This is a genomic window from Microbacterium sp. NPDC091662 (assembly GCF_044756705.1).
In the GTDB taxonomy this organism is placed as follows: Bacteria; Actinomycetota; Actinomycetes; order Actinomycetales; family Microbacteriaceae; genus Microbacterium.
This window is the reverse complement of record NZ_JBIVTM010000001.1, coordinates 2354081-2379140: the sequence shown is the minus strand read 5'-3', so window position 1 is coordinate 2379140 and position 25060 is coordinate 2354081. Positions and strand designations below refer to the sequence as shown.

Here is a 25060-nt window from a genome sequence, read left to right as displayed (position 1 = left end):
CGCCCGCACCGGCACCATCGCGCACGCTGACGGGAGAATGCACGGATGTCGCTACTCCCTGTCGGCCGCGACTTCGAAGATGTCGTTCGACGTCTCGGCCGATGCGGCACGACGCTCCTTGCGCCGAGCCCGACGCTCGGTGCGCTTCGCGATCCGGCGATCCCTGCTGCGCTCCACGAGCGTGTAGAGCACCGGCACCAGGACCAGGGTGAGCAGGGTCGACGACACCAGGCCGCCGATCACGACGATCGCGAGCGGCTTCGAGATGAACACGCCGCCGCCGGTGAGCCCGAGCGACATCGGTACCAGCGCGAACACGGTCGCGGCCGCCGTCATCAGGATCGGGCGCAGGCGCAGGCGTGTGCCGTGCTCCACTGCCTCGTCGAGACTCGCCCCGGCCCCACGCAGGCGGTTCACGAGATCCATGAGCACGATGGCGTTCGTCACCACGATGCCGATGAGCATCAGCAGTCCGATCAGGGCAGGAAGACCCATCGGGGTTCCGGTGAGGAGCAGGCCGAGGATCGCGCCGGTCGCCGCGAACGGGATCGAGATGAGGAGCACGAGGGGGCCGCGGAAGTTGCGGAACGTCGCCACCATCACCAGCAGCACGAGCACGATGGCGGCCAGCATGGCCAGCCCGAGCTGGCTGAAAGCCTCATCCTGCTGCGCGGAGGCGCCCCCCTGCTGGAAGGTGACTCCCGCCGGCAGATCGGTGTCGGCGATCGCCTTGTCGATCGCCCGGCTCGCGGCTGTCAGCCCACCCTTCTCCGGGGTCACGGTCAAGGTGACCTGACGCTCTCCCTCGGCGCGCGTGATGGTCGGCGCCGTGAGCTCCTCCTCGACGGTCGCGATCGCGGCGAGCGGGATCGCCGTACCCGTGACCTCGGTCGCGGCCTTCTGCTCGGCCTCGGCGGCTTCGGCTTCGGCCTGCTGAGTCGCGGCGTCGCTGCGGCTCTGGCGCAGCGCCTTGATCTGTTCGTCCGCCGCCTTGACGCCGGACTGGGCCCCCTCGATCGCACTCTGCAGCGCTGCGAGCTGCTCGGCGCGCTCGGTCTGCGCTTTGAGTACCGCCTCATCATCCGGGCTCAGGGGGTCTTCGGGGACGATCGGTGCCGCCGAGAGCGCGGCGAGCTGCTTGTTCAGGGCGCCGATCTGTCCGGCGAGCTCGGCGCGCTGCTTCGTGGCGGTGTTGATCTGCGAGTTCAACTCGTTCTCTGCTTTGGCCTTGGCCTCGTTGGCCTTCGCCTCCGCTTTCGCCTGAAGAGCGTCCGAGGCGGCCTTCTGCGCTTCTGCGGTCTGCTGCGGGGTGACCGGGAGCATGATCTCGCCGAGCTTGTCGGCCGTGCGCGCTGCGCCCGGGGTGCGCACGATGATGTCGCGCTCCCGGCCCTCGTACATGAGGGTGCCGACCGTGGTGCCAGAGAGCGCCTCCTGCACGGCCTTCGCGATCGTGGCGCGGTCGAAGCCGAGGCGCGCGGCCAGTGGTTCGTCGACCTTCACGCGCAGCACCGGCTGCTCGCCTGCGAGCTCGCTCTTAACGGAACGCACGCCGTCGGCGTCGGCGAGCTGCTTCTCGAGCAGGTCGCTGGCCGTTCGCAGGGCCGCCGGATCGTTGCCCTGGATCTGCAGGTCGATGCCGTCGCCGGCTCCCGCGAGAGAGGCGTCCTGCGAGGCGAGGTCGATCTCACCGCTGTCGGGCAGTCCGTCGAGCGCCGTCTGCACCTGCGACTCGACCTCGGCGACGTCGGCGCCGTCCTTCAGCCGAAGGTCGTACGAGATCGACGCCGGGGTGCCGGGAGTGGGCACAGGGATGGAGGTGGTGATGTCGGCGACGCCGGTCACCTTCCCGAGGGTCTTCTCCACGGGCTCGGCTGCGGCCACCAGGTCGGCTGCGGCTTCCTTCGGGGGTGTCTGGACGACCTGGAGGGTCGCCTGACCCGACGATCCGAGGAAGTCGGTCTGGATGAACGGGGTCATCCCCAGCGTCGCGACGAGCAGCAGCGCGGAGGCGACGAGGGTGATCACCGGGTGCCGGCGGGTCGCGTTCAGCGCCGGCATGAACGTGCGCTGCAGACGGTCGGGGGCGGTATGGATCTCGTCGAGCTCGGACGGCACCTCGCTCTCGGGCGACGGCGAAGCAGCGGCGGCCACCGCGGCGGGAGCCCCGACCGCAGCCGTCGCGGGGGAGGCGGGGGAGGAGTCGTCCGTCGATCCCTCCATGGCGGGGCGGGACGCGTCGGCGTCTGCGGCGCGGTGCTTCGGGGCCTTGTTGAGGAACCAGGATGCGAGTACCGGCACGATCGTGAGCGAGACGACGAGCGAGGCGAGAAGTGCGATGGAGACGGTCACGGCGAACGGTCGGAACAGCTGGCCGGCGATGCCCGAGACGAAGGCGATCGGCAGGAAGACGGCGACCGTGGTGAGCGTCGACGCCGTGATGGCTCCGGCGACCTGGCGCACCGAGGCGACGATGCCGTCGATCGTGAGCGGGCCGTCCCCACGGCGTCTCGAGATGTTCTCGATCACCACGATGGAGTCGTCGACGACACGTCCGATGGCGATGGTGAGGGCACCGAGGGTGAGGATGTTGAGGGTGTTCCCGCTCCACCACAGGCCCACCAGGGTGATCAGCAGCGACAGCGGGATCGACACCGCCGCGATGACCGTCGAGCGCCACGAACGCAGGAAAGCGAGGATCACGAGCACCGCGAAGAGCAGGCCGAGCCCACCCTCGACGGAGAGGTCGTGGATCGACTGCTCGATGTAGGGGGCCTGATCGAAGATGGTGACGAACTCGGCGTCGAGGATCGGGGCGAGCCGGTCGAGCTCGGCGTTCACGCCGTGGGAGATGTCGACGACGTTGGCACCCTGCGACGGCATCACCTGCAGCGTGAGCGACGGCTTGCCGTTGACGCGAGAGATGGTCTGCGCCGGCACGGTCTCGATCGAGACGTCGGCGAAGTCGGCCACCGTGACCGCGCCGTCGGTCGTGGGCACCGGAAGGGCCTGGATCTCCTCCAGAGTCGTGAGCTGCGACCCCACCGTGATCGAGAGGGGGCCCTCGGCAGAATCCGCCTGTCCGGCAGGAAGGGCCGCGCCGTGTGCTTCGAGGATCGGACCGAGCGTCGAGGGCTCGACCTTGAGACGCGTGACGTCGGCGGGGCGGAGGTCGATCGTGATGCGCTGCGTCTCCTGGCCGGCGAGCGTGACATCGCGCACACCGGGCACGCCCTTGAGCGCGGGGACGACGGTCTGCTGCAGTGCATCGCCGAACGCCTCCTGATCGCCGCTGGTGCCGGCACTCAGCGCCATGGCCGGCAGGTCGCCCGCACCACCGGATGCCACCGCGACCTCGGTGTCCGACGGGAAGCTCGGCTTCAACGACTCGGCAGCGTTGCGGATGGTGCGCAGCGTCTCCTCATCGTCTTCGCCGAACGTCCACTCGACGAGGACCTGCGCGTTGCCGCTCGACGTCGTCGAGGTCACGCTCGTCACGCCGGGGACCGCTCGCACCGCCTGCTCGAGGGGCTCGGTCACGCTGCTCGCCATCTCCTCGGGCGCGAGGCCCTGCGACTGCGCGGAGATGAACGCCATCGGCGCCTGGAGCGACGGCATCAGCTCCTGCTTGAGCGACCCCATCGATATCAGGCCGAGCGCGACGACGGCGAGCGTCGCGAGCGAGAGGATCAGGCGGTTCTTGAGACTGCTGCGTGTGAGGAACGACATGGAGCGGTGAGGTGCTTTCGGCTGGGTCGCGGCGGCAGAAGAAGAAGCACACGCGCGACGCGGAAGCCGCCTGTGGTCACCCGACCCTCGTCACTGCGAGCCGGATCCGGTGGCTCCGGCTCAGCGCGACGAGAGGCGACTGAGCTTCGGCGACACGATCGACAGTTCGAGCCTGCCGGGTCGGGGGAGGCGGGGCATCCTCCCGCGGGGTGATCCTCGTCCCCCCGCGGGAGGACTCGGGCGTCCGGGCACGTGTGAACGCGGAGGCGCGGCGGCGAGCCACGACGCGGAGTGATTTTGGATCCAGAATGCAGAGTTCGTGACGATGATCCGATACTGTCGCTCCATGGTGCAATCAGGGAACGCCGCGTCGCCCAAGGAACGGGCCGAGGCTCTGCAGAAGCTCGCGCAGCGACACGGGGCCGGATACCGGTCGGTCGGAGCGATGGCCTACGACATCATCCGCGACGCGATCCTCGACGGCACCCTGCCTCCGGGGATGAAGCTGCGGCAGGAGACGCTGGCCGAATCCATCGGCATCTCGCGACTGCCGATCCGCTCCGCCCTGATCCAGCTCGAGGCCGACGGCCTCGTGGTCTTCCATGCTCGCCGCGGCGCGATGGTGCGCGCACTCTCGGTGCAGGAGGCGACCGAGGTCTACCACCTGCGCACACTGCTCGAGAAAGATGCGCTGCGCCTGGCCATGGCCGAGATCACGCCGGAGCGGGTGAGTCGCCTGAAGGAACTCGCGAAGACCGCGGATGACATCTCGGAGGGCGGCGAGTTCGTCGAGGCCCGCACCGAGTTCTACGCGACGCTCTACGACGCCGAGGCCCGCCCCGTGATGTGGGAGATGATCGAGCAGCTGCGGCTCAAGCTCGGGCGCTATGTGCTCGGCTGGCGGCTGGTGTCACCCGGCGCCCACGACCACTCGCACGGCGAGCTGATCGACGTCGTCGCGGCGGGGGACACGGACGAAGCCCTGCGCGTACTCGAATCGCACCTGAACCACGTGCGCGACGGCGTCATCGCGCTGCTCGACGCCGCCGCGACCGAGGCCGCCGGCGACGGAGCCTGACGCCTGGGGCGAATGCATGACTCCTACACGGATGCATGACGCGGCACACAAGTCCGTTCATCCATCCGGGCAGGAGTCATGCAGGCGTGTGACTAGGTGACGGGTGTCACGTGACGGTGCCGCGACGCGCGAATCGGGGTTCGCGCCAGATCTCGCTGTGCAGCACCTCTTCCAGTGCATCGATCGCATCCCACACGTCGGTGTACGAGGTGTAGAGGGGTGTGAACCCGAAGCGGATGAGGTCGGGGGCGCGGAAGTCGCCGATCACCCCGCGCTCGATCAGCGCCTGCATCACCGCGTAGCCGTCTTCGTGCCGGAGAGAGACCTGGCTGCCACGACGGGCGGATTCGCGAGGGGTCACGGGCTCGATGCCCCAGCGCGGAGTGAGGCGGGTGTCGACGAGCGACATGAAGAGCTCGGTCAGTCGCAGGCTCTTCTCTCGGAGGAGCTCCAGGTCGACGTCGTCCCAGATGTCGAGGCTCGCTTCGAGTCCGGCCACCGAGAGCAGCTGCGGGGTGCCGACCCGGAAACGCTCGATCCCTGCCGCCGGTGCGTAGTCGACGGTGAAGTCGAAGGGACGCGCGTGGCCGTGCCAGCCGGTCAGAGCGGGGCGGGCCGTGTCGTGGTGACGCGCGGCGGCCCAGATGAACGACGGAGAACCGGGACCGCCGTTGAGGTACTTGTAGGTGCAGCCGACCGCGAAGTCGGCGCCGGCGGCGTTCAGGTCGATCGGCACGGCACCGACGCTGTGACACAGATCCCACACCACGAGGGCGCCCGCGGCGTGCACCTTGCGCGTGACCTCGGCGATGTCGTGCATGCGTCCGGTGCGGTAGTCGACCTGGGTGAGCACGACCACCGCGACATGATCGTCGAGCACGTCGTCGAGGGTGGGTCCGTCGTCGGAGATGAGCCGTCGCTCCAACGGGGTTCCACCGCCGAGGAGTTCCTGCACGGCTTCGAGCATGTAGAGGTCGGTGGGGAAGTTGCCGCGCTCCGCGACGATCACACGTCGTCCCGGGCGAAGCCGGACCGCGGCGACCGCGGCCTGGAACAGGCTCGCCGACGTCGAATCGCCGAGCACGACCTCCCCGGCATCCGCCCCGATGAGCGGCGCGATGCGGTCGCCGATCGTGCGCGGCTTGGCGAACCACCCGGCGTCGTTCCAGCTGCGGATGAGGCCGGTGCCCCACTCCTCGGTGATCACGCGCTGCAGGTGCGCGGCGGTGTGCCTCGGCAGCACGCCGAGCGAGTTGCCGTCGAGGTAGATCACGCCGTCGGGCAGCACGAAGCGATCGCGCATCGAGGCCAGCGGGTCGGCGTCGTCGAGGGCCGTGCAGGTCGCGCGGTCGATGGCGGGACGGTCGAGGGAGGGGCGGGTGGAGGTGGTGCTCATGTGGCAGGTCCGTTCGAGGTGGTGCGGGGTCAGCGCCCGAGGAAGCGCAGGGCGTTGTCGCGGCGGATGGCGCTCTTCTGCGCCTCGTCGAGGAAGTCCGCCCGGTCGACGACACCGCCGACGGGTCGCTCGCCCAGGGGGTAGGGGTAGTCGCTGCCCACCATCACCTGCGAGGCGCCGAGGGTCTCGACCAGCACGCGCAGGGCGACGGGGTCGAACACGACGCTGTCGACGCTGAAGCGGTCGAGGTAGGCCGAGGGCGGCCGCTCGCTGACGCCGATGAGGTCGGGGCGCTGCAGCCAGGCGTTCTCGAACCGGCCGAGCCAGAACGCGAACGAACCGCCCCCGTGCGCGAACGCCAGGCGGAGGGTCGGCGGCACGCGGTCGAACACCCCGCCCAGGATCATCGCGATGATCGACAGGTGCGTCTCGGCGGGCATACCGGTGAGCCACCGCGCCATCCAGCGGTCGAGCCGGGGCGAGCCCGGCATGTCCCACGGATGGACGAAGACCGGGATGCCGCTGTCGGCGCAATGCTGCAGGAACATCACCATGCCCTCGTCGTCGAGGTCGCGGTCGCCGACATGGTTGCCGATCTCGACGCCGGCGTGGCCGGAGGCGATCGCGCGGTCGGCCTCGGCGCACGCGGCCTCCGGATCCTGCAGGGGCACCTGCGCGAAGGGGATCAGCCGGTCGGGGGCGGGGGCGCAGATCTCCAGAGCCAGATCGTTGAAGATGCGCGCGACCTTGACGGCTTCGTCACCCGACTTGTCGTACGAGAAGAACAGCGGCGTGGGGGAGACGACCTGCATCTCGACGCCGTCGGCATCCATGTCGGACAGGCGCACCGACGCGTCCCAGCAGTCGTCGCCGACGCGCCGGAACTCGGTCTCGCCGAGCATGATCATCGCCTCGCGCTCTGAGTCCACGCGCAGGGTCGGCCAGACACCCGGCCCGACCTGTGTCGACAGGTCGGGCCAGGCGCTCGGCACGAAGTGCGTGTGGACGTCGATCGTGCCCAAGGGGCTTCAGCCCTTGCCGGGGTGGACGGTGCCGCACTCCGGGCAGGTGCGCCCCTCTTCGCTCTCGTAGAAGTCGCGGAACACCGGCGGCAGATCTTCGACGATGTCGCGCACCTGCAGCTCGACCTCGTGCACCTTGGCGTTGCAGTTCGGGCAGAACCAGGCGAACTTCTCGAGCGTGCCCTCTTCGCGGATGCGCTCGATCACGATGCCGATGGAGCCCTCTTCGGGCCGCTGCGGCGAGTGGAAGACGTTACCGGGGAGCAGCCACATCTCGCCCTCACGGATGTCGATGCGCTGCAGGCCGTCGGGCGTCTGGATGTTCACGTGCATGTTGCCGCGGTACTGGTAGAACCACTCCTCGTACGGGTCGAAGTGGAAGTCGGTGCGCTGGTTCGGGCCGCCGACGACCTGCACGATGAAGTCACCCATCGGGGTCCAGGCGGCCTTGTTGTTCACCGGCGGCTTCAGGAGATGCTCGTTCTCCTTGATCCATGCGGCGAAATCGATCACGGGTGGGATGGTGCTCATTTCTCCTCCTCGAGAGTGGCAGCGGTGTTGCTTTCGGTGGTTTCGGGGCGGCGTGCGATCGCCTGGATCTCGATGCGCAGGTGCGGATGCGGCAGGGCGTGCACGGCGACGGTGGTGCGGGCCGGGCCCTGCTCGTCGAAGTACTCGGCCCAGACGGCGTTGTAGGCCGCGAAGTCGTTCATGTCGACCAGGAAGCTCGTGGCCTGCACCAGGTCGTCGAGTGCGCAGCCGGCGGCGGCCAGGACCTCGCGGATGTTCTCGATGACCGCACGGGTCTGCACGGCGACGTCGAGCCGGGTCGCCCCGAACTCGTCGACTTCGGCTCCGGCGATCGTGTTGTCGGGACGTCGGCTGGATGTGCCCGAGACGAAGACCAGGTCACCCGAGACCTTGGCGTGCGGGAAACGGCCCCGGGGCGTGGCCTTGCCCTCGACGAGGATGCCGTGTGATCCGGTCATCGTGATCCCTCCTCGAGGCTGTCGGGGCCGTCGTGCGTGCGGATGGCGACGCGTCCGAGTCCGGTGATCGTCGCCTCGACCGTGCCGTGGTCGGGCAGCGGGACGGCGGCGGTCGCAGCCCCGGCGAGCAGGATCGTGCCGGCGCGCAGCGTGAATCCGTGGCGGGAAGCGAGGCGCGCGGCCGCGGCGACGGCACGGCCGGGGTCGCCGAGGATGGCGGCGGTGGAGCCTGTGGCGCTGATTCTGCCGTCGACCTCGAGCCGCACGGCCTTGTTGTCGAGGGCGCCGGCCTTGACGAACGGGGTCCAGGGGCCGATCACATAGGCGGCGGCCGACGTGTTGTCGGCGACGACATCGGCGAGGCTGAAACGGAAGTCCCGGTACCGGGAGTCGATGATCTCCAGTGCGGGAGCCACCGCCGCGACGACCTCGCTCAACGGGCGGTCGATGTCGGAACCGTCGATGTCGGCGGCCAGCAGATACGCGACCTCGGGCTCGATGCGCGGGTGGATGGCGGATCGCCGGTCGAACGCCGCTCCGTCGTCGAGGCGCATCGCATCGGTGAGGGTGCCGATGATCACGTCGTGCACACCCATCTGCTGCGCCTTCGCCTGGCTCGTGAACCCGAGCTTGACGCCCGCGATGCGCTCGCCGCGGGCGAGCCGACGGGCGATCAGCGCGTGCTGCGTGGCGTAGGCGGTATCGAGCCCGACCTCCTCGGTGGAGGAGAACTGGTTGATCGCCGTCGCGGTGCGCTGCGCGGTGTCGAGCGCGGCGGCGAAGACGGCGTCGGCGGTCATACGGTCACCCCCGAACGGGCGGCGACCAGGTCGAGGGCGACGTCGACGATCATGTCCTCCTGGCCGCCCACCATGCGGCGGCGTCCGAGCTCCACGAGGATGTCACGGGCATCGAGGCCGTGCTTCTCTGCCGCGCGCTCGGCGTGCAGCAGGAAGCTCGAGTACACCCCCGCGTAGCCGAGAGTGAGGGTCTCGCGGTCGACGCGGACGGGACGGCGCTGCAGCGGACGCACCAGCTCCTCCGCCGCATCCTGCAGCGCGAACAGGTCGCAGCCGTGCTCCCAGCCGAGCAGATCCGCCACCGCGATGAACGCCTCGATCGGGCAGTTGCCGGCTCCGGCGCCCTGCCCCGCGAGCGAGGTGTCGACGCGGTACACGCCGTGTTCGACGGCCGTGACGCTGTTGGCCACGCTCAGCGAGAGGTTCTCGTGCGCGTGGATGCCGATCTGCGTGCCGGGGTCGAGCACCTCGCGGTAGGCGTCGACGCGGTCGGCGACGTCGCGCATCGTGAGTCGTCCGCCCGAGTCGGTGACGTACACGCAGTGCGCGCCGGCCGCCTCCATGATCTTCGCCTGTTCCGCGAGACCGCGCGGGTCGTTGAGGTGGCTCATCATCAGGAAGCCCGAGACGTCCATGCCGTGCTCGCGCGCCCACGTGATGTGCTGGATCGCGACGTCGGCCTCCGTGCAATGCGTCGCGACCCGTACGCTCGCAACTCCCAGGTCGCGGGCCCTGGCGAGGTCGTCGATCGTGCCGATGCCCGGAAGGATCAGGGTGGTCAGGACCGCACGGTCGAGCACCTCGGCCGCCGCCTCGATCCACTGCCAGTCGGTGTGCGCTCCCTGTCCGTAGGCCACGCTCGAACCGCCGAGGCCGTCGCCGTGCGCGACCTCGATGGCATCAACGCCCGCGGCTTCGAGAGCACGCGCGATGTCGCGGACCTGATCGGTCGTGTAGCCGTGGCCGATGGCGTGCATGCCGTCGCGGAGGGTGACGTCCTGCACGTAGACGCGGGGAGTGGTGGTCATGCGGGAACTCCTGTCCGTTCGGCGACGAGTCGCTCGGCCGTGCGCAGGGCGGCCGAAGTCATGATGTCGAGATTGCCCGCGTACTCCGGAAGATAGTGGCCGGCGCCGGCGACTTCCAGCAAGACGCTCACGCGCGTCCCCCGGAACGGGCGATCGAGCGCGGGCACGTAGGGCTCGTCGACCGCGTCGAACTGCACCTGCTGCTTGAGGCGGTAGCCCCCGACGTAGGCCTGCACGGCGGCGACCATGTCGGCGACCGAGGCGCTGACGGCATCCCGATCCAAGGCTTCAGGGTCGCCCTCGACCAGGCAGAAGACGGTGTCGCGCATGATGAGCGGCGGGTCGGCGGGGTTGAGCACGATGATGGCCTTGCCGCGTTCGGCGCCGCCGATCACCTCCAGCGCACGGGCCGTGGTCTCGGTGAACTCGTCGATGTTCGCCCTGGTGCCGGGGCCCGCCGACCTCGAGGCGATCGAGGCGACGATCTCGGCGTAGGCCACCGGAGCGACGCGCGACACCGCGGCCACCATCGGCACCGTGGCCTGGCCGCCGCACGTGACCATGTTCACGTTGGTCGCACCGAGGTGCGCTTCGAGGTTCACGACCGGTACGACGTACGGCCCGATCGCGGCGGGCGTCAGGTCGACCATCACCCGTCCGGCGTTGCGCACGAGGGCGTCGTTGCGGGCGTGGGCGCCGGCCGAGGTGGCGTCGAACACGAGCTCGACGTCGGCGAACTCGGGCATCGCGATCAGTCCGTCCACGCCCTCGTGGGTCGTGGCGACACCGAGTCGGCGCGCACGGGCGAGGCCATCGGACTGCTCGTCGATACCGGCCATCGCGACCACGTGCAGCGTGGTCGAGAGCCGCTTGACCTTGATGAGCAGGTCGGTGCCGATGTTGCCCGAGCCGATGATGGCGATGCCGACGGTCATGCCGCAGCCCCTTCCGATGATGTGCGCGATGCTGTTCCGGATGCCGCGCCGAAGAAGTCGGCGCGCACCTCGCCGAGACCGTCGAGCCGGGCGCGATACACCCCGGCGGTCGCGTCGACCATGGGGCCGAGGGCTCCGGAGAGGATCACCTCGCCCGCGCGCAGCGGCTGCCCGCGGCGGGCGACCTCGCGGGCGAGCCAGGCCACCGCGATCACCGGGCTGCCGAGGCACGCGGCCCCCGACCCGGTCGAGACCGGTCGGCCTTCGCGGTCGAGGGTCATGCCGAGCGCGGTCACATCGAACCCGTCCAGGCGCCGAGGCGTGGCGCCGAGCACGACCGCCCCGCTCGAGGCGTTGTCGGCGATGGTGTCGGTGATGCGGATGTCCCACCCGGCCACGCGGGAGTCGACGACCTCGATGGCGGGCAGCACGAACTCCGTGGCACGGATCACGTCGGCGACATGGGTGGTGGGGGAGTCGAGGTCGCTGCCGAGCACGAACGCGACCTCGGCCTCGGCGCGCGGCTGCAGGAAGCGGGCGAGGTCGATCGGCTCACGGTCGGCGAACATCATGTCGTCGAGCAGCACGCCGTAGTCGGGGCTGTCGACGCCGAGCTGCGTCTGCACGGCGGGGGAGGTGAGGCCGATCTTGCGGCCGACGACCCGTCGTCCTTCGTCGAGGCGGCGGGCGATGCCGAGCGACTGCACCGCGTACGCGGCATCCTGATCCGTCTCGCCGAGCAGGTCGCGCACCGGGGCGCACGGGTGCCCCGACTCGGTCGCGAGCCGCAGCCGTTCGTCCGCCAGGCGCACGGAATCGGGGAGGCCGGTCACAGCTGCACGCACACGTTCGTCGGCTCGGTGTAGAACTCGAGCGAGTGGTGCCCGCCCTCGCGGCCGATGCCGGAGAGCCCGACGCCGCCGAAGGGGCTGCGCAGATCGCGCAGATACCAGGTGTTGACCCACGACATGCCCGTGCGCATCTGCTGCGCCACGCGGTGTCCGCGGGTGAGGTCGGTCGTCCAGGTGACGGCGGCGAGCCCGTAGTCGGTGTCGTTCGCGAGGCGGATCGCCTCTTCCTCGGTGTCGAAGGGGATGAGGGCGGCGACGGGGCCGAACACCTCTTCGCGCACGGTGCGGTGGCTGTTGTCGAGGCCGGTCCACAGTGTCGGCTCGATCCACGATCCGCCGTCGAGTCCGTCGCCGAGCGTGGGGATGCCGCCGCCCGCGAGCACCGTCGCCCCCTCTGCGACGGCGAGGTCGAAGTACGAGCGCACCTTCTCACGGTGGGCCTGCGAGATGAGAGGACCGGTGGTCGTGGCCGGGTCTTCCGGACGGCCCAGACGCAGACGGGCGGCGTGCTCGGCGAGGCCGGCGGCCACATCGTCGAAGACTGCGCGCTGCACGTAGATGCGCTCGGTGCACAGGCACACCTGGCCGGTGTTGAGATACGTGGAGCGGGCGAGTCCTGCGACGGCGGCGTCGAGGTCGGCGTCGGCGAACACGAGCGCGGCGTTCTTGCCGCCGAGCTCGAACGAGACCGGGCGCACACGGGGGGCGACCGCCCGCATGATCGCGGATCCGGTGGACGATTCGCCGGTGAAGGTGACGCCGTCGATGCCCGGGTGCGTCGTGAGCGCCTCGCCTGCGGAGCCTGCGCCGAAGCCGTGCACGACGTTCACGACGCCCGCCGGCACTCCGGCCTCGGCGAGGATCTCGGCCAGCAGGGTGGCCGACGACGGCGTCTCCTCCGAGGGCTTGATCACCACGGTGTTACCGGTGGCGAGGGCCGGGGCGAGCTTCCAGGTGAGCAGCAGGAGCGGCAGGTTCCACGGCACGATCACGGCGACGACCCCGAGAGGCTTTCGCACCGCGTAGTTCAGGGCGCGGCGGCCGTCGGGCAGCTCGGTCAGGAACGAGTCGAGTCCGGCCGTCGAGGCCGTGTCGGCGAAGGAGCGGAAGTTCGCGGCGGCGCGGGCCACGTCGAGGTCGCGGGCGAGGGCTTCCGGCTTGCCCGTGTCGCCGACCTCGGCCGCGACGAGCTCATCGGCGCGGCGGTCGATCGCGTCGGCCACCCCGCGCAGCAGGCGGGCGCGTTCGGCGACGGTCATCCGCCCCCAGGGTCCGTCGAACGCGGCACGCGCTGCGGCCACTGCGCGGTCGACCTGCTCGGTGCCGGCTTCGTGCACCTCGGCGATGAGCGAGCCGTCGACCGGGCTGATCTTCGCGAAGGTGGCGATGCCCTCGACGCGCTCGCCGGCGATCATGTTGTGGATCGCGCGGGGCGCTCGCTCCTGCTCGGAGGCACGGAGGGGAGGCGTCATCGTCTCGGAAGGCATGGGCTCAGGCTAGGAAGGTTCGAGGGATGCCGACAAATACTCTCTTGATGCACTGCCATGCCCGTACGGCTATAGTCCGGAACATGGTCACCGATCGACTGCTCGACGGACGGGTCAAGATCCGCCACCTCGTCCTCGTCACCGCCATCGCCGACGAAGGCACACTGGTGCGCGCCGCCGAGTCGCTGCACATCACCCAGCCGGTCGTCACCCGCGGGCTCCGCGAGGTCGAAGAGGTGCTGGGGGTGCCGCTGTTCGAGCGGCTGCCGCGCGGCGTGCGCCCCACGCAGTACGGGCACTCGTTCATCGAGCGCGCACGCTCGGTGCTCGCCGAGCTGCGCGCCGCGGGGGAAGAGGTGCGGCTGCTGCAGTCGGGGCAGCTCGGCACGGTGACCGTCGGCACGCACCTCGCAGGTTCGAACCTGCTGCTGCCGCGAGCCATCGCCGCGTTGAAGGCCGAGCATCCGCGGCTGACCGTGGTGGTGCGCGAGGGCACCCCCGACACCCTGCAGCAACTGCTGCTCGCGGGTGACCTCGACCTGACGGTCGGGCGGCTCTCGCCGACGGTGCCGGTGCGACTCGAGCAGGAGCGACTGCACCTGGAGCCGATCCGTCTGGTGGCACGGGCCGGGCATCCGGTGCTCGGCGGCGTCAAGGCGAACTCCCTCGCCGAGCTGATCGCGTATCCCTGGATCTTCCCCGTCGCCCAGACCGCGCTCCGGGCCGAGCTCGAGGCCGTCTTCTTCCACGAGGGGCTGCCGTTGCCGCCCGACCGTGTCGAGTGCACCTCGATGCTGACGCTGCGCACCCTGCTGATCTCGACCGATGTGATCGCGGCGCTGCCGATGTTCATCGCCGTCGACGACCGCGAGCTGCGGATCCTGCCCACGCCGCTGAGCTCCATCCGCCGTTCGGTCGGTGTGACGGTGCCGAAGGACCGGGCGCCGTCGCCCGCGGCATCCGCGCTGCTGGCCCATCTGCGCGAAGAGGGTGCACGCCTGGCGGAGCTCGAGCGGGAGTACGCGGAGACGGAGCCGCGGTTCGCCGACTGATATGCCCGGACGGTCATAGCTCTGACCCGTATGGATATTGGACAGCATCGCTCCCGGAGGGTGAACCTGATGAGAACGACACGACGTCGTGACGATCTCACCCGATTCAGCCAATGGAGGCGACATGGCCGGCTCTCCCTACGTGCCCGATGCGAAGAAGTACCGCCCGGAGGATTTCCAGCGCGTCGAGGGTGAACCGGCCGATCCCGATCCCTCCAGCTGGGGCATGCAGCCCGACGGCACGTTCCTGCCGCCGGCGCACACGCCGTCCGTTCCCCGCGACGTCTTCATCGACTGGCCGGGGCAGCTCGACTACCGCGACCCCGAGACCTACGTGCTCAACGCGAAGGCCGAGGCGTTCTATCCGATCGTCGTGAACACGAGTCACTCGTGGCAGTGCATCTACGACTGGGACGGTCGGCGTCTCATGTTGCACTACGGCGGCGGCAACCACTGGAAGCTCTACGACATCACCGACCCGCGCGCCCTCACCATCGTCGACGAGGAGCAGTGGGGCTGGGACGACCCCCGCCCGCAGTTCGGCGCCACCACGGTGCAGTGGAACCAGAAGCTCGGCAAGCACATCGCCATCCAGGCGAGCGAGACCCCGCGGTACTTCCTCAAGGGGCGCGTCGCCAACAAGTGGATCGACGACACCGTCGAAGGCCAGCTGAAGGAATGGGAGGGCCTGCGCGGCTTCCGCACCTGGGAGATGAACGGTCCCAGCCCGCGCGACTGGACGCTGCTCACCGAGGTCTCGACCGATCCGAACCACGGGCCGGACGAGATCCAGGAGGGCAACGGCGTGCTCGACCTGCCGGTCTACTACGGCGACAAGTACCTCTTCGTCGCGACCGCGCCCGACAACACCTTCACCAACCAGCCGTACAAGACCACGCTGTGGACGGCGGGGCACGCGGCCTACGACGTCTCCGACCCGGCGAAGCCCGAACTGCTCTCGAACTGGTGGGTTCCCGGGTCGCGTGCCGGCGAGGAAGCGGATTCCGAGTACCTCGCCGACAACGAGCGCTGGAACAACAAGACCTCGTGGTTCGGTTCGCGCATGGGTATCTTCCTGCCGCGCTCGGTCGAGTCCGGGTGGAAGTACGGCTACGCCGCCCAGGGTGGTCAGGGCTTCTTCGTGCTCGATGTGTCCGACCCCGCGAACATCCACCACGTCGGCTGGTGCCACCTGCCGGTCAGCGTCGCCGGCACCGAGGGTGACAACGTCGACACCACCCAGGTGGAGGAGACGGGCTACGTCTACGTCTCGGGCTACCCGATGAACACCGACTGCTACGAGCCGGCCAAGGAGATCTACCAGATCGACGTGAGCGACCCGGCGAACCCGCGGGTCGTGCGCACGCTGCCCCGTCCGACGCCGCCGGCGGAGGCCGCGTTCACCGACTGGGCGCAGCGTCGCGGGTCGTTCGGGCCCAAGCGCTCGGGCTACTTCACCAACACGGGCACGCCACACGGCGGAGTCATCCCCTACGCGTTCTATGCCGCTGGTCTGCAGATCTTCGACGTGCGCGACCCGGAGAACCCCAAGGTCGGCGCGTACTTCGTGCCGCCGATCGGCCTCAAGGACGACGATGACCTCGCCGCCCCCGTGCACGGCATCTTCGTGGAGTGGGATCGCAACGTGATCTGGCTCTTCGCCAACCACGGCATCTACGCGGTCTCGACTCCGCTGCTCGGCGAACCCGTCGTCGGCCTCCCCGCCGCCGAAGGCTGACCTCTTCCCGGAAACTCCGGTGTCCGTCCTCCGACAAGGGGCTGAGTGGACGGACACCGGCTCCCGACCCCTGACGATCTCTCCCGAAAGCGATCCATGACTCAGACAGTTAGGCCGTGGCCGGCCCTGTGGGCCCTGTGCATCGGCTTCTTCATGATCCTCGTCGACACGACGATCGTGGCGATCGCCAACCCGGTCATCCTCGCGGCGTTCGATGCCGACCTGACCACGGTGATCTGGGTCACCAGCGCCTACCTGCTGGCCTACGCGGTTCCGCTGCTGGTGACCGGCAGGCTCGGTGACCGGTTCGGCCCCAAGCGGGTCTATCTCGTCGGGCTCGTGCTCTTCACCCTCGCCTCGCTCGCATGCGGTCTGGCCGGAAGCATAGAGATGCTCATCGCGGCTCGCGCGGTGCAGGGTTTCGGCGCCGCACTGATGACGCCGCAGACCATGGCGATCATCGCGCGGGTGTTCCCGCCGCGCGGTCGGGGTCAGGCGATGGGGGCGTGGGGCGCTGTCGGAGGGCTCGCGACGCTCGTAGGTCCGATCCTCGGCGGCGTGCTCACCGACACCGTCGGCTGGGAGTGGATCTTCTTCGTCAACGTTCCCGTCGGCATCGTCGCCTTCGCCGTCGCCTGGCGCTTGGTGCCCGATCTCGAAGGACACCCGCACCGCTTCGATGTGGTCGGCGTCGCGCTGTCCGGACTCGGCCTGTTCCTGCTCGTGTTCGGCATCCAAGAGGGCGAGGTCTACGACTGGGGCGTGATGTTCGGTCCGGTCACGGTGTGGGGCGTCATCGTCACAGGCGTCGTGCTCCTGGTGCTCTTCGTCGTGTGGCAGCGCGTCAATCGCGCAGAGCCCCTGATGCCCCTCGGCCTGTTCCGCGACCGCAACTTCTCGGTCGCGAACGCCACGATCTTCCTCGTCGGTGTCGGCATCACCGCGATGCCGGTCCCTCTCGCCTTCTACTTCCAGATCGCCCGTGGCCTCGACCCGACGCTCGCAGCGCTCATGCTCGCACCGATGGCGGTCGTCTCGGGCGTGCTCGGGCCGTTCGTCGGCAAGCTGAGCGACCGGATCGGCCCGCGGTGGGTGACCTTCGCGGCGTTCGTCATCTCAGCGGTGGCGATGGCCTGGTACGCGGTGACGATGACGATCGACGCACCGTTCTGGCTCCTTCTTCTTCCCTCCGCTCTGCTGGGGGTCGGTGTCTCCGGCATGTTCGGGCCGCTCGCGTCGACGGCCACGCGCAACCTGCCACACACCCAGGCGGGAGCGGGATCCGGGGTCTACTCCACGACCAGGCAGATGGGATCGGTGATCGGATCGGCGCTGCTGGCCGTGCTGATGAACGTGACGCTCGCCGCGCACATCACCGGCTTCGTGCCAGGGGCGATCCACCCGGGAAGCGAGCTGTCGGAGAAGGACGGCAGCGGGCTGGCCGCGGCAATGTCGCAGTCGCTGCTGCTCTCGGCCATCGCCTTCGCGGTGTGCGCGGTCGTCGTGGTGTTCTTCGAGAAGCCACGGCCCTGGGGTGCACCGGCCGCCCCGCAGACGGCGGGTTCTGTTGTGAGAGAGGGACGATGATGGCGGCGATCGCAGTGGATCCAACATCCAGAACGAATCCGATGACGAGCAGGAAGCGGGAGAAGACTTCGATGACCGTGAGATCCGGAGGCGGACGACTCGTCGTCGACGCCCTGAAGAAGGACTACGAGTTGGATGGCGCCGCCGTCCCCGTGGTCAAGGACGTCACGTTCACGATCGAGCCCGGGATGTTCTACTCGCTGCTGGGGCCGTCTGGATGCGGCAAGACCACCACGCTGCGCTGCGTCGCCGGTCTCGAACGGAGCAACGGCGGCGTCATCTCGCTCGACGGCGGTGTGCTGTCGACCGGCACCGAGCACGTGTCGCCGGACAAGCGCGACATCGGCATGGTGTTCCAGAACTACGCGATCTGGCCGCACATGACGGTCTTCGCCAACGCGATCTTCCCGCTGCAGGTCGCGGGTTCGAAGCTTCCGAAGCAGGAGGCGCGCAAGCGGGCGATGGAGGCGTTGGAGCTCGTGCAGCTCGACCACCTCGCCCAGCGTCCGGCCACCGCGCTCTCGGGAGGTCAGCAGCAGCGCTTGGCTCTCGCTCGTGCACTGGCCCACCGGCCGCGACTGCTGCTGCTCGACGAGCCGCTGTCGAACCTCGACGCCAAGCTGCGCGACACCATGCGCAACGAGCTGCGGAGCCTGCAGCGCACCCTCGGCATCAGCGCCCTCTACGTCACGCACGATCAGTCCGAGGCGCTGTCGATGTCGGATCGGGTAGCCGTGATGAACGGCGGGCGCATCGTGCAGGAGGCGTCACCCCGCGAGCTCTACGACCAGCCGGCCGACCGATTCGTGGCGAACTTCGTCGGTCGCGCGAACATGATCCCCGCCGTGGTGATCGACCGTGACGGCGCCGGCGACGCGGTGGTCGAGGCGCTCGGCACCCGGCTGCAGACACCGGTGCCCGACGGAGTCTCGATCGGCGACGAGGTCACCCTGACGTTCCGTCCGGAGACCGTGCGCTGGCATGAGACCGACGTCGATCGCCCGAACGTCCTTCCCGTGCGCATCGTGCGCGTGGAGTTCCTCGGCGAGATCGTCGAGTACGAGGCCGAGGTGCTCACCGATGGCGAGCCCGTCGCCACGATCGTCGGACGCGGAGCGCCGCTTGCGACACCCCCCGAGGGCGGCAGGGTCTTCCTCGAACTGGTCCCGCACGCCTGCCGCGTGCTGGGCGCCTGATCCACCCCGCACCACACCCGCAATCACACACCTGATGTCAGAGAGGACATTCAGATCATGAAGAGAACACTGGGAGCTGCCGCCATCACGGCGGTCTTCGCGCTCGCCTTGACCGGATGCAACACGTCGACCGATGCCGGCGGCGGTGACAGCGCGCTCGAGGGCGACGCCGCGTCGGCCACCTGCGACGCGGTGGAAGTCGGAGCGATCACCCGCTGCGAGAACTTCTACGACGATTACTGGCCCGAGATCGACAAGCAGCTGGACGCCCTCTACGAAGAGGCGAAGAAGGCCGACGGCGGCACCCTGGTCATCTGGGACTGGTACGAGCTGTCGCCTGACGTGATCGAGCAGTTCAACAAGCGCTTCCCCGACATCAAGGTCGAGACCAGGGGGCTGACGTACAACCTGTCGTCGGCGATCATCTCGGCGAAGGCGACCGGTTCGCGGAACACCGATGTGGTGTCGGGCTCGATCACCTCGATGGCCGCCATGTACGACGAGGGCTTCTGGGAGAAGGTCGACTGGGAGAGCTTCGGCGTTCCGAAGGAGTTCCTGACCATCGGCGCCCCCGAGCTCATGCCCGACAGCATCAACGGCACGCTCATGCAGTACAACACCGACAAGGTGACCGCGGTACCCGAGACGCTCGACGGGCTGCTCGCCCCCGAGTACAAGGACAAGGTGTCGGTCGCCGGCTACAACGCGGTCGTCTTCGCCGGATACGGCATGGCCGAGGGCGAAGACAAGATGGTCTCGCTGATCGACGAGCTCCTGTCGTCGGGCAACCTGAAGCTGCTGGAGGATCAGGGCGCTCCGCTGTCGAGCGGTGACGTGCCGATCGCGCTGAACCAGACGCTGTTCAACCCGAACCCCGCGCTCAAGGTCTCGCCGTTCGAGCACGCGGGGGTGTGGGCGCAGTTCTCCGGCGTCAACTCCGACGCCAAGAACAAGCCGGGGGCTGCGCTGTGGACCCTGTGGAACGCCTTCGATCCCGACTGGATCACACTCCGCATGACGGACGAGCGCTTCGCCAGCACCCAGGTGCCGTTCGCCGGGCTCCCCGCCGCGACTTTCGCCGAGTCCACCGGGCTCATGAAGACGAACTCCGACGCGCTGCTGCTCGGCCTCGACAACGGCGCCGAGACCGAGACGCAGGCCACTCGTGACGACTGGCAGGCCATGATCAACGCCGCCGACAAGGCGCTGAACGGATAACGATGTTCAAGGCAGGACGGACCACGGGGCGAAAGCGCCCCACCACGATGACGATCGCGATGATCGTCTCGGGCGCGGTCATCTTCATCCTTCTCGCGGTACCGCTGATCGTCCAGGTGATCACCGCGTTCCGTGGTCCGTTCCTGCCCTTCGGCGTCTCGTCGGCCCAGTGGGGTGTCGAGAACTTCGTCACCCTGTGGCAGCTGCGCGAAGACTTCTGGGGCGTGCTCGGCGCGACCGGCGCCTTCGTCGGCGGCTCCACGCTGCTCACGCTCCTGATGGCTTTCGGCCTCGCCTGGGTCACAGTGCGCACGGATGCCCCGTGGCGTCGCCTCATCTCGGTGCTGGTGATCGTGCCGTACATCATTCCGCCGATCGTGAAGGCGCAGGCCTACCTGCTGATGCTGTCGCCCGAGTCGGGTGTGCTCAACCAGCTGCTGCGGCTGCTGCCGTTCGCGAGCGACGTGCCGATCGATCCCTATGCCTTCTCGACGATGATCTTCATCCAGGCACTCACGAACGTCACGTTCCCGTACCTGATGATCGTGCCGATCCTGACGAACATGGACGGGTCGCTCGAGGAGTCGGCGCGGGTGTCGGGGGCCTCCTGGCCGCAGACGCTCCGTCGAGTGACGCTGCCGATGCTGTGGCCGGGGCTGCTCGGCGTGACCGTGCTGACCTTCATCCTCGGCCTCGGCAGCCTCGAGGTGCCGCTGCTGTTCGGCCAGGAGTCGGGGCGCGACATCTTCGCCCTCAAGCTCTGGACGCTCATCAGCTCCAACGCGGGCGAACTGCCGCAGTATGGTCTGGCCGCCGCGTGGGGGCTGGTGTTCCTCGTGATCACGACCGTCGCGTTCGCGATCTACCTGCGGGCGACGCGCAACGCCGAGCGAAGAGCGTCGGTGTCGGGCAAGGGCTTCCGGCCGTCGACCATGCGGATGGGGCCGTGGAAGATCCCGGTCATGCTGCTGGTCGCCGTGTTCATCCTGCTCACCGGCATCCTCCCGCTGCTGGCGCTGCTGTGGGCGGCGATCACGCCCTATCCGGTGGCGTTCTCGTGGGATGCGATGCTGGGCAGCACCGACTTCGGAGCGTTCGGCACGGTGCTCGCCGACCCGGAGTTCTGGGTGTCGCTCGGACGCACGGTCATCATCGCCGGCGGCAGTGCCACGATCGCGGTCGTCTTCGCCACGGTGCTCGCGTACGGCATCGCGCGCAGCAAGAAGACGGGCTGGGTGAAGGCCATGGACCTGTTCGCCTCGTCGTCGGTGGCGATCCCCGCGACCATCGCCGGTTTCGCGATGTTCCTCACCTTCATGGTGATCAACCCGTACATCCCGATCGCGGGCACGCTGCTCGCCCTCGTGATCGCCTACTCCTACCGGGTGTCGATCGCCTACCGCTCGTCGTACAGCGCGACACTGCAGATCCGCCCCGAGCTGGAGGAGGCGGCGCTCACCAGTGGAGCGAGTCGGTTCGAGGGGTTCCGCCGCATCATCGCGCCGCTGTTGATGCCCACCGTGATGGCGGTGTGGATCCAGATGTTCATCCTCGGCACCAACGAGTTCACACTCCCGGCGTTCCTGGCGACCCCGTCGTCGAGGCCGCTGTCGATGTACATCTACGCGATGATCAACCCGCGGTCAGCCCAGCTCTACGCGCCGGATCAGGGGGCCGCGATGGCGCTGATCTTCACGCTGATGGTGTTCGCGATCGGCTACGGCCTGCAGTGGGCGCTCTCTCGCCGGGCGATCGGCCGGGCCCGCAAGCCCGTCGCCGCCGGTCTCCCCGACCTCGCCGCCGCCTCTCCTGCTCCCGCTGCCGCCGATTCCGCGACCGTGACCTTGGCCGTGCAGCGTCACAAACGCTGACCCCGTCCGCCCCGCCCGTCCGCCCGCCCCGTCCGCCCCGCCCGTCCGCCCGCCCCGTCCGCCCGCCCGTCGAGTGCACGGCTTCCTGTCGAGTGCACGGCTTGCTGGCGTGAAGAAGCCGTGCGCTCGTCGAGATCCCGTGCTCTCGACGCCACCCCCGAACCTCTCTCTTGACTTTTGGATCCAGTATCCATTCAATAGGAACAGCAGGAGAAGAAGGGTGAGGAGGCCGCATGCACATCGGGTACGCCGCGATGCTCGAGCAGATCGAGCCGACCACCGTGATCGCGAACTGCGTCCTCGCCGAGGCGCACGGGTTCCGCGGGATCATGGCCACCGATCACTTCCAGCCCTGGCTTCCCCGTCACCGCAACGCCGCCCACGTGTGGACCATGCTCGGCGCGATCGGCGCGCACACCACCGGCGACCTGGGCCCCGGGGTCACGACGCCCGGCTTCCGCACGCATCCCGCCGTGGTCGCTCAGGCCGCGGCGACACTGGCGACGCTCTACCCCGGCCGAACCTGGCTCGGGGTCGGGTCGGGGGAGGCGCTGAACGAGCACATCGTCGGCGACTACTGGCCCGAACCTGCGGAGCGCATCGACCGCATGTTCGAAGCCGTCGACCTGATCCGTAAGCTCTTCACCGCCTCTCTCGCCGGTCGCGATGCCCGCCACCGCGGTGAGCACTTCCGCATGGAGTCGACCCGGCTCTGGACCATGCCGCCCACCGCGCCGCCCGTCTACGTCGCCACCGCGGGTCCCGCCACCGCGCGTCGAGCCGGCCGGAACGCCGACGGGCTGATCACGACCTCCGCCGAAGTGGAGCGTCTCGTCCCGCTGCTCGCCCGATTCGCCGAGGGAGCGCGTGAGGCGGGTCACGACCCCGAGGCTCTCCCGAAAGTGCTGCAGCTGCGTCTCTCGTGGGCACCGACCGACGAGCAGGCCCTCACGAACGCGCTCTCCGAGTGGCCGATCGCCGGACTCCGGATGCGCCGGGGCGACGTGCGCTCGCCGTACGATTTCGAGCAGCTCGTGCGCGGAGTGACAGCCGACGACATGCGGGCGTCGATGCTCATCTCGGCCGACCCCGACGCGCATCGCGCGCAGATCCAGCGCTACGTCGACCTCGGCTTCACGCGCATCTACCTGCACAACGTCGGGCCCGACCAGCGGGAGTTCCTCGAGGTCTTCGGTCGCGACGTCCTCCCGAAGGTGCACGCATGAGCGCCCCCGCGATCACCGTCTTCGCCCTCACCGGCATGGGTGAGGTGCGCCCCGGCGACGACCTCGTTGCCCTGGTCCTCGCCACCGGCGTCGAACTCGCCCACGGCGACATCCTCGTCGTCACCTCGAAGATCGTCTCCAAGGCCGAAGGGCGCTACGTGCAGGCTGCCGACCGGGAAGACGCGATCACCGCCGAGACCGTGCGCCTCGTCGCCTCCCGTACCTTCGACGGCCACACCATGCGCATCGTCGAGAACCGGCTCGGCATGGTGGCCGCGGCCGCCGGCGTCGATGCCAGCAACACCCCGGACGGCTGGATACTGCTGCTTCCCGAGGATCCCGACCGGTCGGCACGTGCGCTCGCCGCGGGACTGCGTGCAGCCACGGGGGCCGAGGTGGGCGTGATCCTCAGCGACACGCTCGGCCGTCCCTGGCGCGAAGGACAGACAGATGTGGCCATCGGCGGCGGGGGCGTGCGCATGATCGCCGACCTGCGGGGCACGACCGACCAGGCCGGAAAGGTCCTGAGCGTCACGACCCCGTGCGTCGCGGACGAGCTCGCCGCGGCAGCAGACCTCGTCAAGGGCAAGGCGAGCGGCAACCCGGTCGCCGTGGTGCGCGGTCGGGGCGACCTCGTCGGACCCCTCACCCTTCCCGGTGCCGCGAGCATCGTGCGCGCCTCGGAGCGCGACCTCTTCTGGCTCGGCACCGCCGAAGCACTCGACCAGGGATACCGCGACGGCTACGCCGCCGGGCTCCACGCACACGCACAGCAGGAACCCGACACGAAGGATGCGACATGACACTGACCCTCGGATACAAGGCCAGCGCGGAGCAGTTCGACCCGCGGGAGCTGGTCGAGATCTCGGTTGCGGCCGAGGCGCACGGCATGCAGTCCGTATTCGCGAGCGATCACTTCCAGCCCTGGCGGCACACCGGAGGCCACGCTCCGTTCTCGCTGACCTGGATGGCGGCGGTCGGCGAGCGCACGTCGAGCATCCGCATCGGCACCTCGGTGCTGACCCCGACCTTCCGCTACAACCCGGCCGTGCTCGCGCAGGCGTTCGCGAGCCTGGGCTGCCTGTACCAGGACCGCATCATCCTCGGCGTCGGTTCAGGCGAGGCGCTGAACGAGATCGCGACCGGATTCCGCGGCGCGGGGGAGCAGGAGTGGCCGGAGTTCAAGGAGCGCTACGCGCGGCTGCGCGAATCCGTGCGCCTGATGCGGGCGTTGTGGTCGGGCGACCGGGTGAACTTCGACGGCGAGTACTACTCCACGCACGACGCCTCGATCTACGACCGTCCCGAGGGCGGCATCCCGATCTACATCGCGGCGGGCGGACCGATGGTCGCGCGCTACGCCGGTCGCGCGGGTGACGGCTTCATCTGCACCTCCGGCAAGGGCCAGGAGCTCTACGTCGACCAACTGCTCCCGGCCGTGAAGGAGGGGCTGGAGCAGTCCGAGCGCTCGTTCGACGACTACGACCGGATGATCGAGATCAAGCTGTCGTACGAGGAGACCCGGGAAGCGGCGTTGGAGAACACCCGCTTCTGGTCGCCGCTGTCGCTCTCGAAGGAGCAGAAGCACGACATCACCGACCCTGTCGAGATGGAGAAGGCCGCCGATGCGCTGCCGCTGGAGACGATCGCCAAGCGCTGGATCGTCGGGGACGACCCGGATGCCGTGGCCGCCGAGATCCAGCAGTACATCGACTGGGGGTTCAACCACCTGGTCTTCCACGCGCCGGGTCACGACCAGCGGCGCTTCCTGCAGCTGTTCGAGCGCGATATCGCCCCGCGGCTGCGCGACACGGCGGGGTTGCGCGACACTGCCACCGCGCTGCGCGGCTGAGGAGG

General features: G+C 69.2%; 20 protein-coding genes. 10 read left to right on the top strand and 10 right to left on the bottom strand.

Annotated features, from left to right (window positions below; genetic code table 11):
- Positions 1 to 51: 51 nt before the first annotated feature.
- The gene (locus tag ACIQLD_RS11635; protein WP_402608150.1) at positions 52 to 3729 is read right to left on the bottom strand and encodes an efflux RND transporter permease subunit; all 3678 of its coding nucleotides are present in this window, start codon (positions 3727 to 3729) and stop codon (positions 52 to 54) included.
- 346 nt (positions 3730 to 4075) lie between these two features.
- Here ACIQLD_RS11635 and ACIQLD_RS11630 point away from each other — a divergent pair, with 346 nt between their 5' ends.
- Complete coding sequence (locus tag ACIQLD_RS11630) at positions 4076 to 4807, top strand: GntR family transcriptional regulator (protein WP_402608149.1); 732 nt, start codon at positions 4076 to 4078, stop codon at positions 4805 to 4807.
- 106 nt (positions 4808 to 4913) lie between these two features.
- Here the strand turns inward: ACIQLD_RS11630 and kynU are convergent, their stop codons facing one another.
- Genes kynU through ACIQLD_RS11585 form a run of 9 tightly spaced genes read right to left on the bottom strand, consistent with a single transcriptional unit; the run spans position 4914 to position 13315 of the window.
- Positions 4914 to 6203, bottom strand: coding sequence for a kynureninase (kynU, locus tag ACIQLD_RS11625; RefSeq protein ID WP_402608148.1), 1290 nt, complete (start codon positions 6201 to 6203; stop codon positions 4914 to 4916).
- A gap of 29 nt (positions 6204 to 6232) precedes the next feature.
- Positions 6233 to 7225, bottom strand: a complete 993-nt coding sequence (locus ACIQLD_RS11620; protein ID WP_402608147.1) for an amidohydrolase family protein — start codon at positions 7223 to 7225, stop codon at positions 6233 to 6235.
- 6 nt (positions 7226 to 7231) lie between these two features.
- A complete protein-coding gene (locus tag ACIQLD_RS11615; RefSeq protein WP_402608146.1) occupies positions 7232 to 7756 on the bottom strand; it encodes a 3-hydroxyanthranilate 3,4-dioxygenase in 525 nt (174 codons plus the stop codon).
- Positions 7753 to 8214 (bottom strand): RidA family protein, encoded by a 462-nt coding sequence (locus ACIQLD_RS11610; protein WP_402608145.1) that lies wholly within the window; start codon positions 8212 to 8214, stop codon positions 7753 to 7755. The genes ACIQLD_RS11615 and ACIQLD_RS11610 overlap by 4 nt, the downstream gene beginning before the upstream one ends.
- Complete coding sequence (locus ACIQLD_RS11605; RefSeq protein WP_402608144.1) at positions 8211 to 9014, bottom strand: 2-keto-4-pentenoate hydratase; 804 nt, start codon at positions 9012 to 9014, stop codon at positions 8211 to 8213. Before ACIQLD_RS11605 ends, ACIQLD_RS11610 begins: the two co-directional genes overlap by 4 nt.
- A complete protein-coding gene (gene dmpG, locus ACIQLD_RS11600) occupies positions 9011 to 10042 on the bottom strand; it encodes a 4-hydroxy-2-oxovalerate aldolase (RefSeq protein ID WP_402608143.1) in 1032 nt (343 codons plus the stop codon). Before dmpG ends, ACIQLD_RS11605 begins: the two co-directional genes overlap by 4 nt.
- Complete coding sequence (locus ACIQLD_RS11595; RefSeq protein ID WP_402608142.1) at positions 10039 to 10977, bottom strand: acetaldehyde dehydrogenase (acetylating); 939 nt, start codon at positions 10975 to 10977, stop codon at positions 10039 to 10041. The genes dmpG and ACIQLD_RS11595 overlap by 4 nt, the downstream gene beginning before the upstream one ends.
- A complete protein-coding gene (locus ACIQLD_RS11590; RefSeq protein WP_402608141.1) occupies positions 10974 to 11810 on the bottom strand; it encodes a 2-keto-4-pentenoate hydratase in 837 nt (278 codons plus the stop codon). Before ACIQLD_RS11590 ends, ACIQLD_RS11595 begins: the two co-directional genes overlap by 4 nt.
- Positions 11807 to 13315 (bottom strand): 2-hydroxymuconic semialdehyde dehydrogenase, encoded by a 1509-nt coding sequence (locus ACIQLD_RS11585; protein WP_402608140.1) that lies wholly within the window; start codon positions 13313 to 13315, stop codon positions 11807 to 11809. Before ACIQLD_RS11585 ends, ACIQLD_RS11590 begins: the two co-directional genes overlap by 4 nt.
- Before the next feature lie 83 nt (positions 13316 to 13398).
- Between ACIQLD_RS11585 and ACIQLD_RS11580 the strand changes: the two genes are divergently transcribed.
- The 9 genes from ACIQLD_RS11580 (at position 13399) to fgd (ending at position 25055) form a co-directional block, all read left to right on the top strand.
- Positions 13399 to 14367, top strand: a complete 969-nt coding sequence (locus ACIQLD_RS11580) for a LysR substrate-binding domain-containing protein (protein WP_402608139.1) — start codon at positions 13399 to 13401, stop codon at positions 14365 to 14367.
- Between the two features lie 124 nt (positions 14368 to 14491).
- Entirely contained in the window at positions 14492 to 16105 is a 1614-nt protein-coding gene (locus ACIQLD_RS11575; protein WP_402608138.1) for an LVIVD repeat-containing protein, read from the top strand.
- Positions 16106 to 16201: 96 nt separating this feature from the next.
- Positions 16202 to 17692, top strand: coding sequence for a DHA2 family efflux MFS transporter permease subunit (locus ACIQLD_RS11570; RefSeq protein WP_402608137.1), 1491 nt, complete (start codon positions 16202 to 16204; stop codon positions 17690 to 17692).
- Positions 17693 to 17763: 71 nt separating this feature from the next.
- Complete coding sequence (locus ACIQLD_RS11565) at positions 17764 to 18888, top strand: ABC transporter ATP-binding protein (RefSeq protein ID WP_402608136.1); 1125 nt, start codon at positions 17764 to 17766, stop codon at positions 18886 to 18888.
- 57 nt (positions 18889 to 18945) lie between these two features.
- Entirely contained in the window at positions 18946 to 20106 is a 1161-nt protein-coding gene (locus tag ACIQLD_RS11560) for an ABC transporter substrate-binding protein (RefSeq protein WP_402608135.1), read from the top strand.
- 2 nt (positions 20107 to 20108) lie between these two features.
- Positions 20109 to 21977: an ABC transporter permease gene (locus ACIQLD_RS11555; RefSeq protein WP_402608134.1), complete on the top strand. Its 1869-nt coding sequence runs from the start codon at positions 20109 to 20111 to the stop codon at positions 21975 to 21977.
- Between the two features lie 233 nt (positions 21978 to 22210).
- Positions 22211 to 23203, top strand: a complete 993-nt coding sequence (locus ACIQLD_RS11550) for a TIGR03557 family F420-dependent LLM class oxidoreductase (RefSeq protein ID WP_402608133.1) — start codon at positions 22211 to 22213, stop codon at positions 23201 to 23203.
- Positions 23200 to 24006: a coenzyme F420-0:L-glutamate ligase gene (cofE, locus tag ACIQLD_RS11545; protein WP_402608132.1), complete on the top strand. Its 807-nt coding sequence runs from the start codon at positions 23200 to 23202 to the stop codon at positions 24004 to 24006. The genes ACIQLD_RS11550 and cofE overlap by 4 nt, the downstream gene beginning before the upstream one ends.
- On the top strand, positions 24003 to 25055 hold the full coding sequence (gene fgd, locus ACIQLD_RS11540) for a glucose-6-phosphate dehydrogenase (coenzyme-F420) (RefSeq protein WP_402608131.1): 1053 nt from the start codon (positions 24003 to 24005) through the stop codon (positions 25053 to 25055). The genes cofE and fgd overlap by 4 nt, the downstream gene beginning before the upstream one ends.
- The last annotated feature ends 5 nt before the right edge of the window (positions 25056 to 25060 follow it).

What these genes read in the sequence shown, in the direction of transcription:
- ACIQLD_RS11565 (WP_402608136.1), top strand. Translation starts at nt 17,764, where the DNA reads ATGACCGTGAGATCCGGAGGCGGACGACTCGTCGTCGACGCCCTGAAG.
- ACIQLD_RS11615 (WP_402608146.1), bottom strand. Translation starts at nt 7,756, where the DNA reads ATGAGCACCATCCCACCCGTGATCGATTTCGCCGCATGGATCAAGGAG.
- dmpG (WP_402608143.1), bottom strand. Translation starts at nt 10,042, where the DNA reads ATGACCACCACTCCCCGCGTCTACGTGCAGGACGTCACCCTCCGCGAC.
- kynU (WP_402608148.1), bottom strand. Translation starts at nt 6,203, where the DNA reads ATGAGCACCACCTCCACCCGCCCCTCCCTCGACCGTCCCGCCATCGAC.
- ACIQLD_RS11550 (WP_402608133.1), top strand. Translation starts at nt 22,211, where the DNA reads ATGCACATCGGGTACGCCGCGATGCTCGAGCAGATCGAGCCGACCACC.
- ACIQLD_RS11630 (WP_402608149.1), top strand. Translation starts at nt 4,076, where the DNA reads ATGGTGCAATCAGGGAACGCCGCGTCGCCCAAGGAACGGGCCGAGGCT.
- ACIQLD_RS11585 (WP_402608140.1), bottom strand. Translation starts at nt 13,315, where the DNA reads ATGCCTTCCGAGACGATGACGCCTCCCCTCCGTGCCTCCGAGCAGGAG.
- cofE (WP_402608132.1), top strand. Translation starts at nt 23,200, where the DNA reads ATGAGCGCCCCCGCGATCACCGTCTTCGCCCTCACCGGCATGGGTGAG.
- ACIQLD_RS11570 (WP_402608137.1), top strand. Translation starts at nt 16,202, where the DNA reads ATGACTCAGACAGTTAGGCCGTGGCCGGCCCTGTGGGCCCTGTGCATC.
- ACIQLD_RS11605 (WP_402608144.1), bottom strand. Translation starts at nt 9,014, where the DNA reads ATGACCGCCGACGCCGTCTTCGCCGCCGCGCTCGACACCGCGCAGCGC.
- ACIQLD_RS11610 (WP_402608145.1), bottom strand. Translation starts at nt 8,214, where the DNA reads ATGACCGGATCACACGGCATCCTCGTCGAGGGCAAGGCCACGCCCCGG.
- ACIQLD_RS11580 (WP_402608139.1), top strand. Translation starts at nt 13,399, where the DNA reads ATGGTCACCGATCGACTGCTCGACGGACGGGTCAAGATCCGCCACCTC.
- ACIQLD_RS11575 (WP_402608138.1), top strand. Translation starts at nt 14,492, where the DNA reads ATGGCCGGCTCTCCCTACGTGCCCGATGCGAAGAAGTACCGCCCGGAG.
- ACIQLD_RS11595 (WP_402608142.1), bottom strand. Translation starts at nt 10,977, where the DNA reads ATGACCGTCGGCATCGCCATCATCGGCTCGGGCAACATCGGCACCGAC.
- ACIQLD_RS11560 (WP_402608135.1), top strand. Translation starts at nt 18,946, where the DNA reads ATGAAGAGAACACTGGGAGCTGCCGCCATCACGGCGGTCTTCGCGCTC.
- ACIQLD_RS11555 (WP_402608134.1), top strand. Translation starts at nt 20,109, where the DNA reads ATGTTCAAGGCAGGACGGACCACGGGGCGAAAGCGCCCCACCACGATG.
- fgd (WP_402608131.1), top strand. Translation starts at nt 24,003, where the DNA reads ATGACACTGACCCTCGGATACAAGGCCAGCGCGGAGCAGTTCGACCCG.
- ACIQLD_RS11635 (WP_402608150.1), bottom strand. Translation starts at nt 3,729, where the DNA reads ATGTCGTTCCTCACACGCAGCAGTCTCAAGAACCGCCTGATCCTCTCG.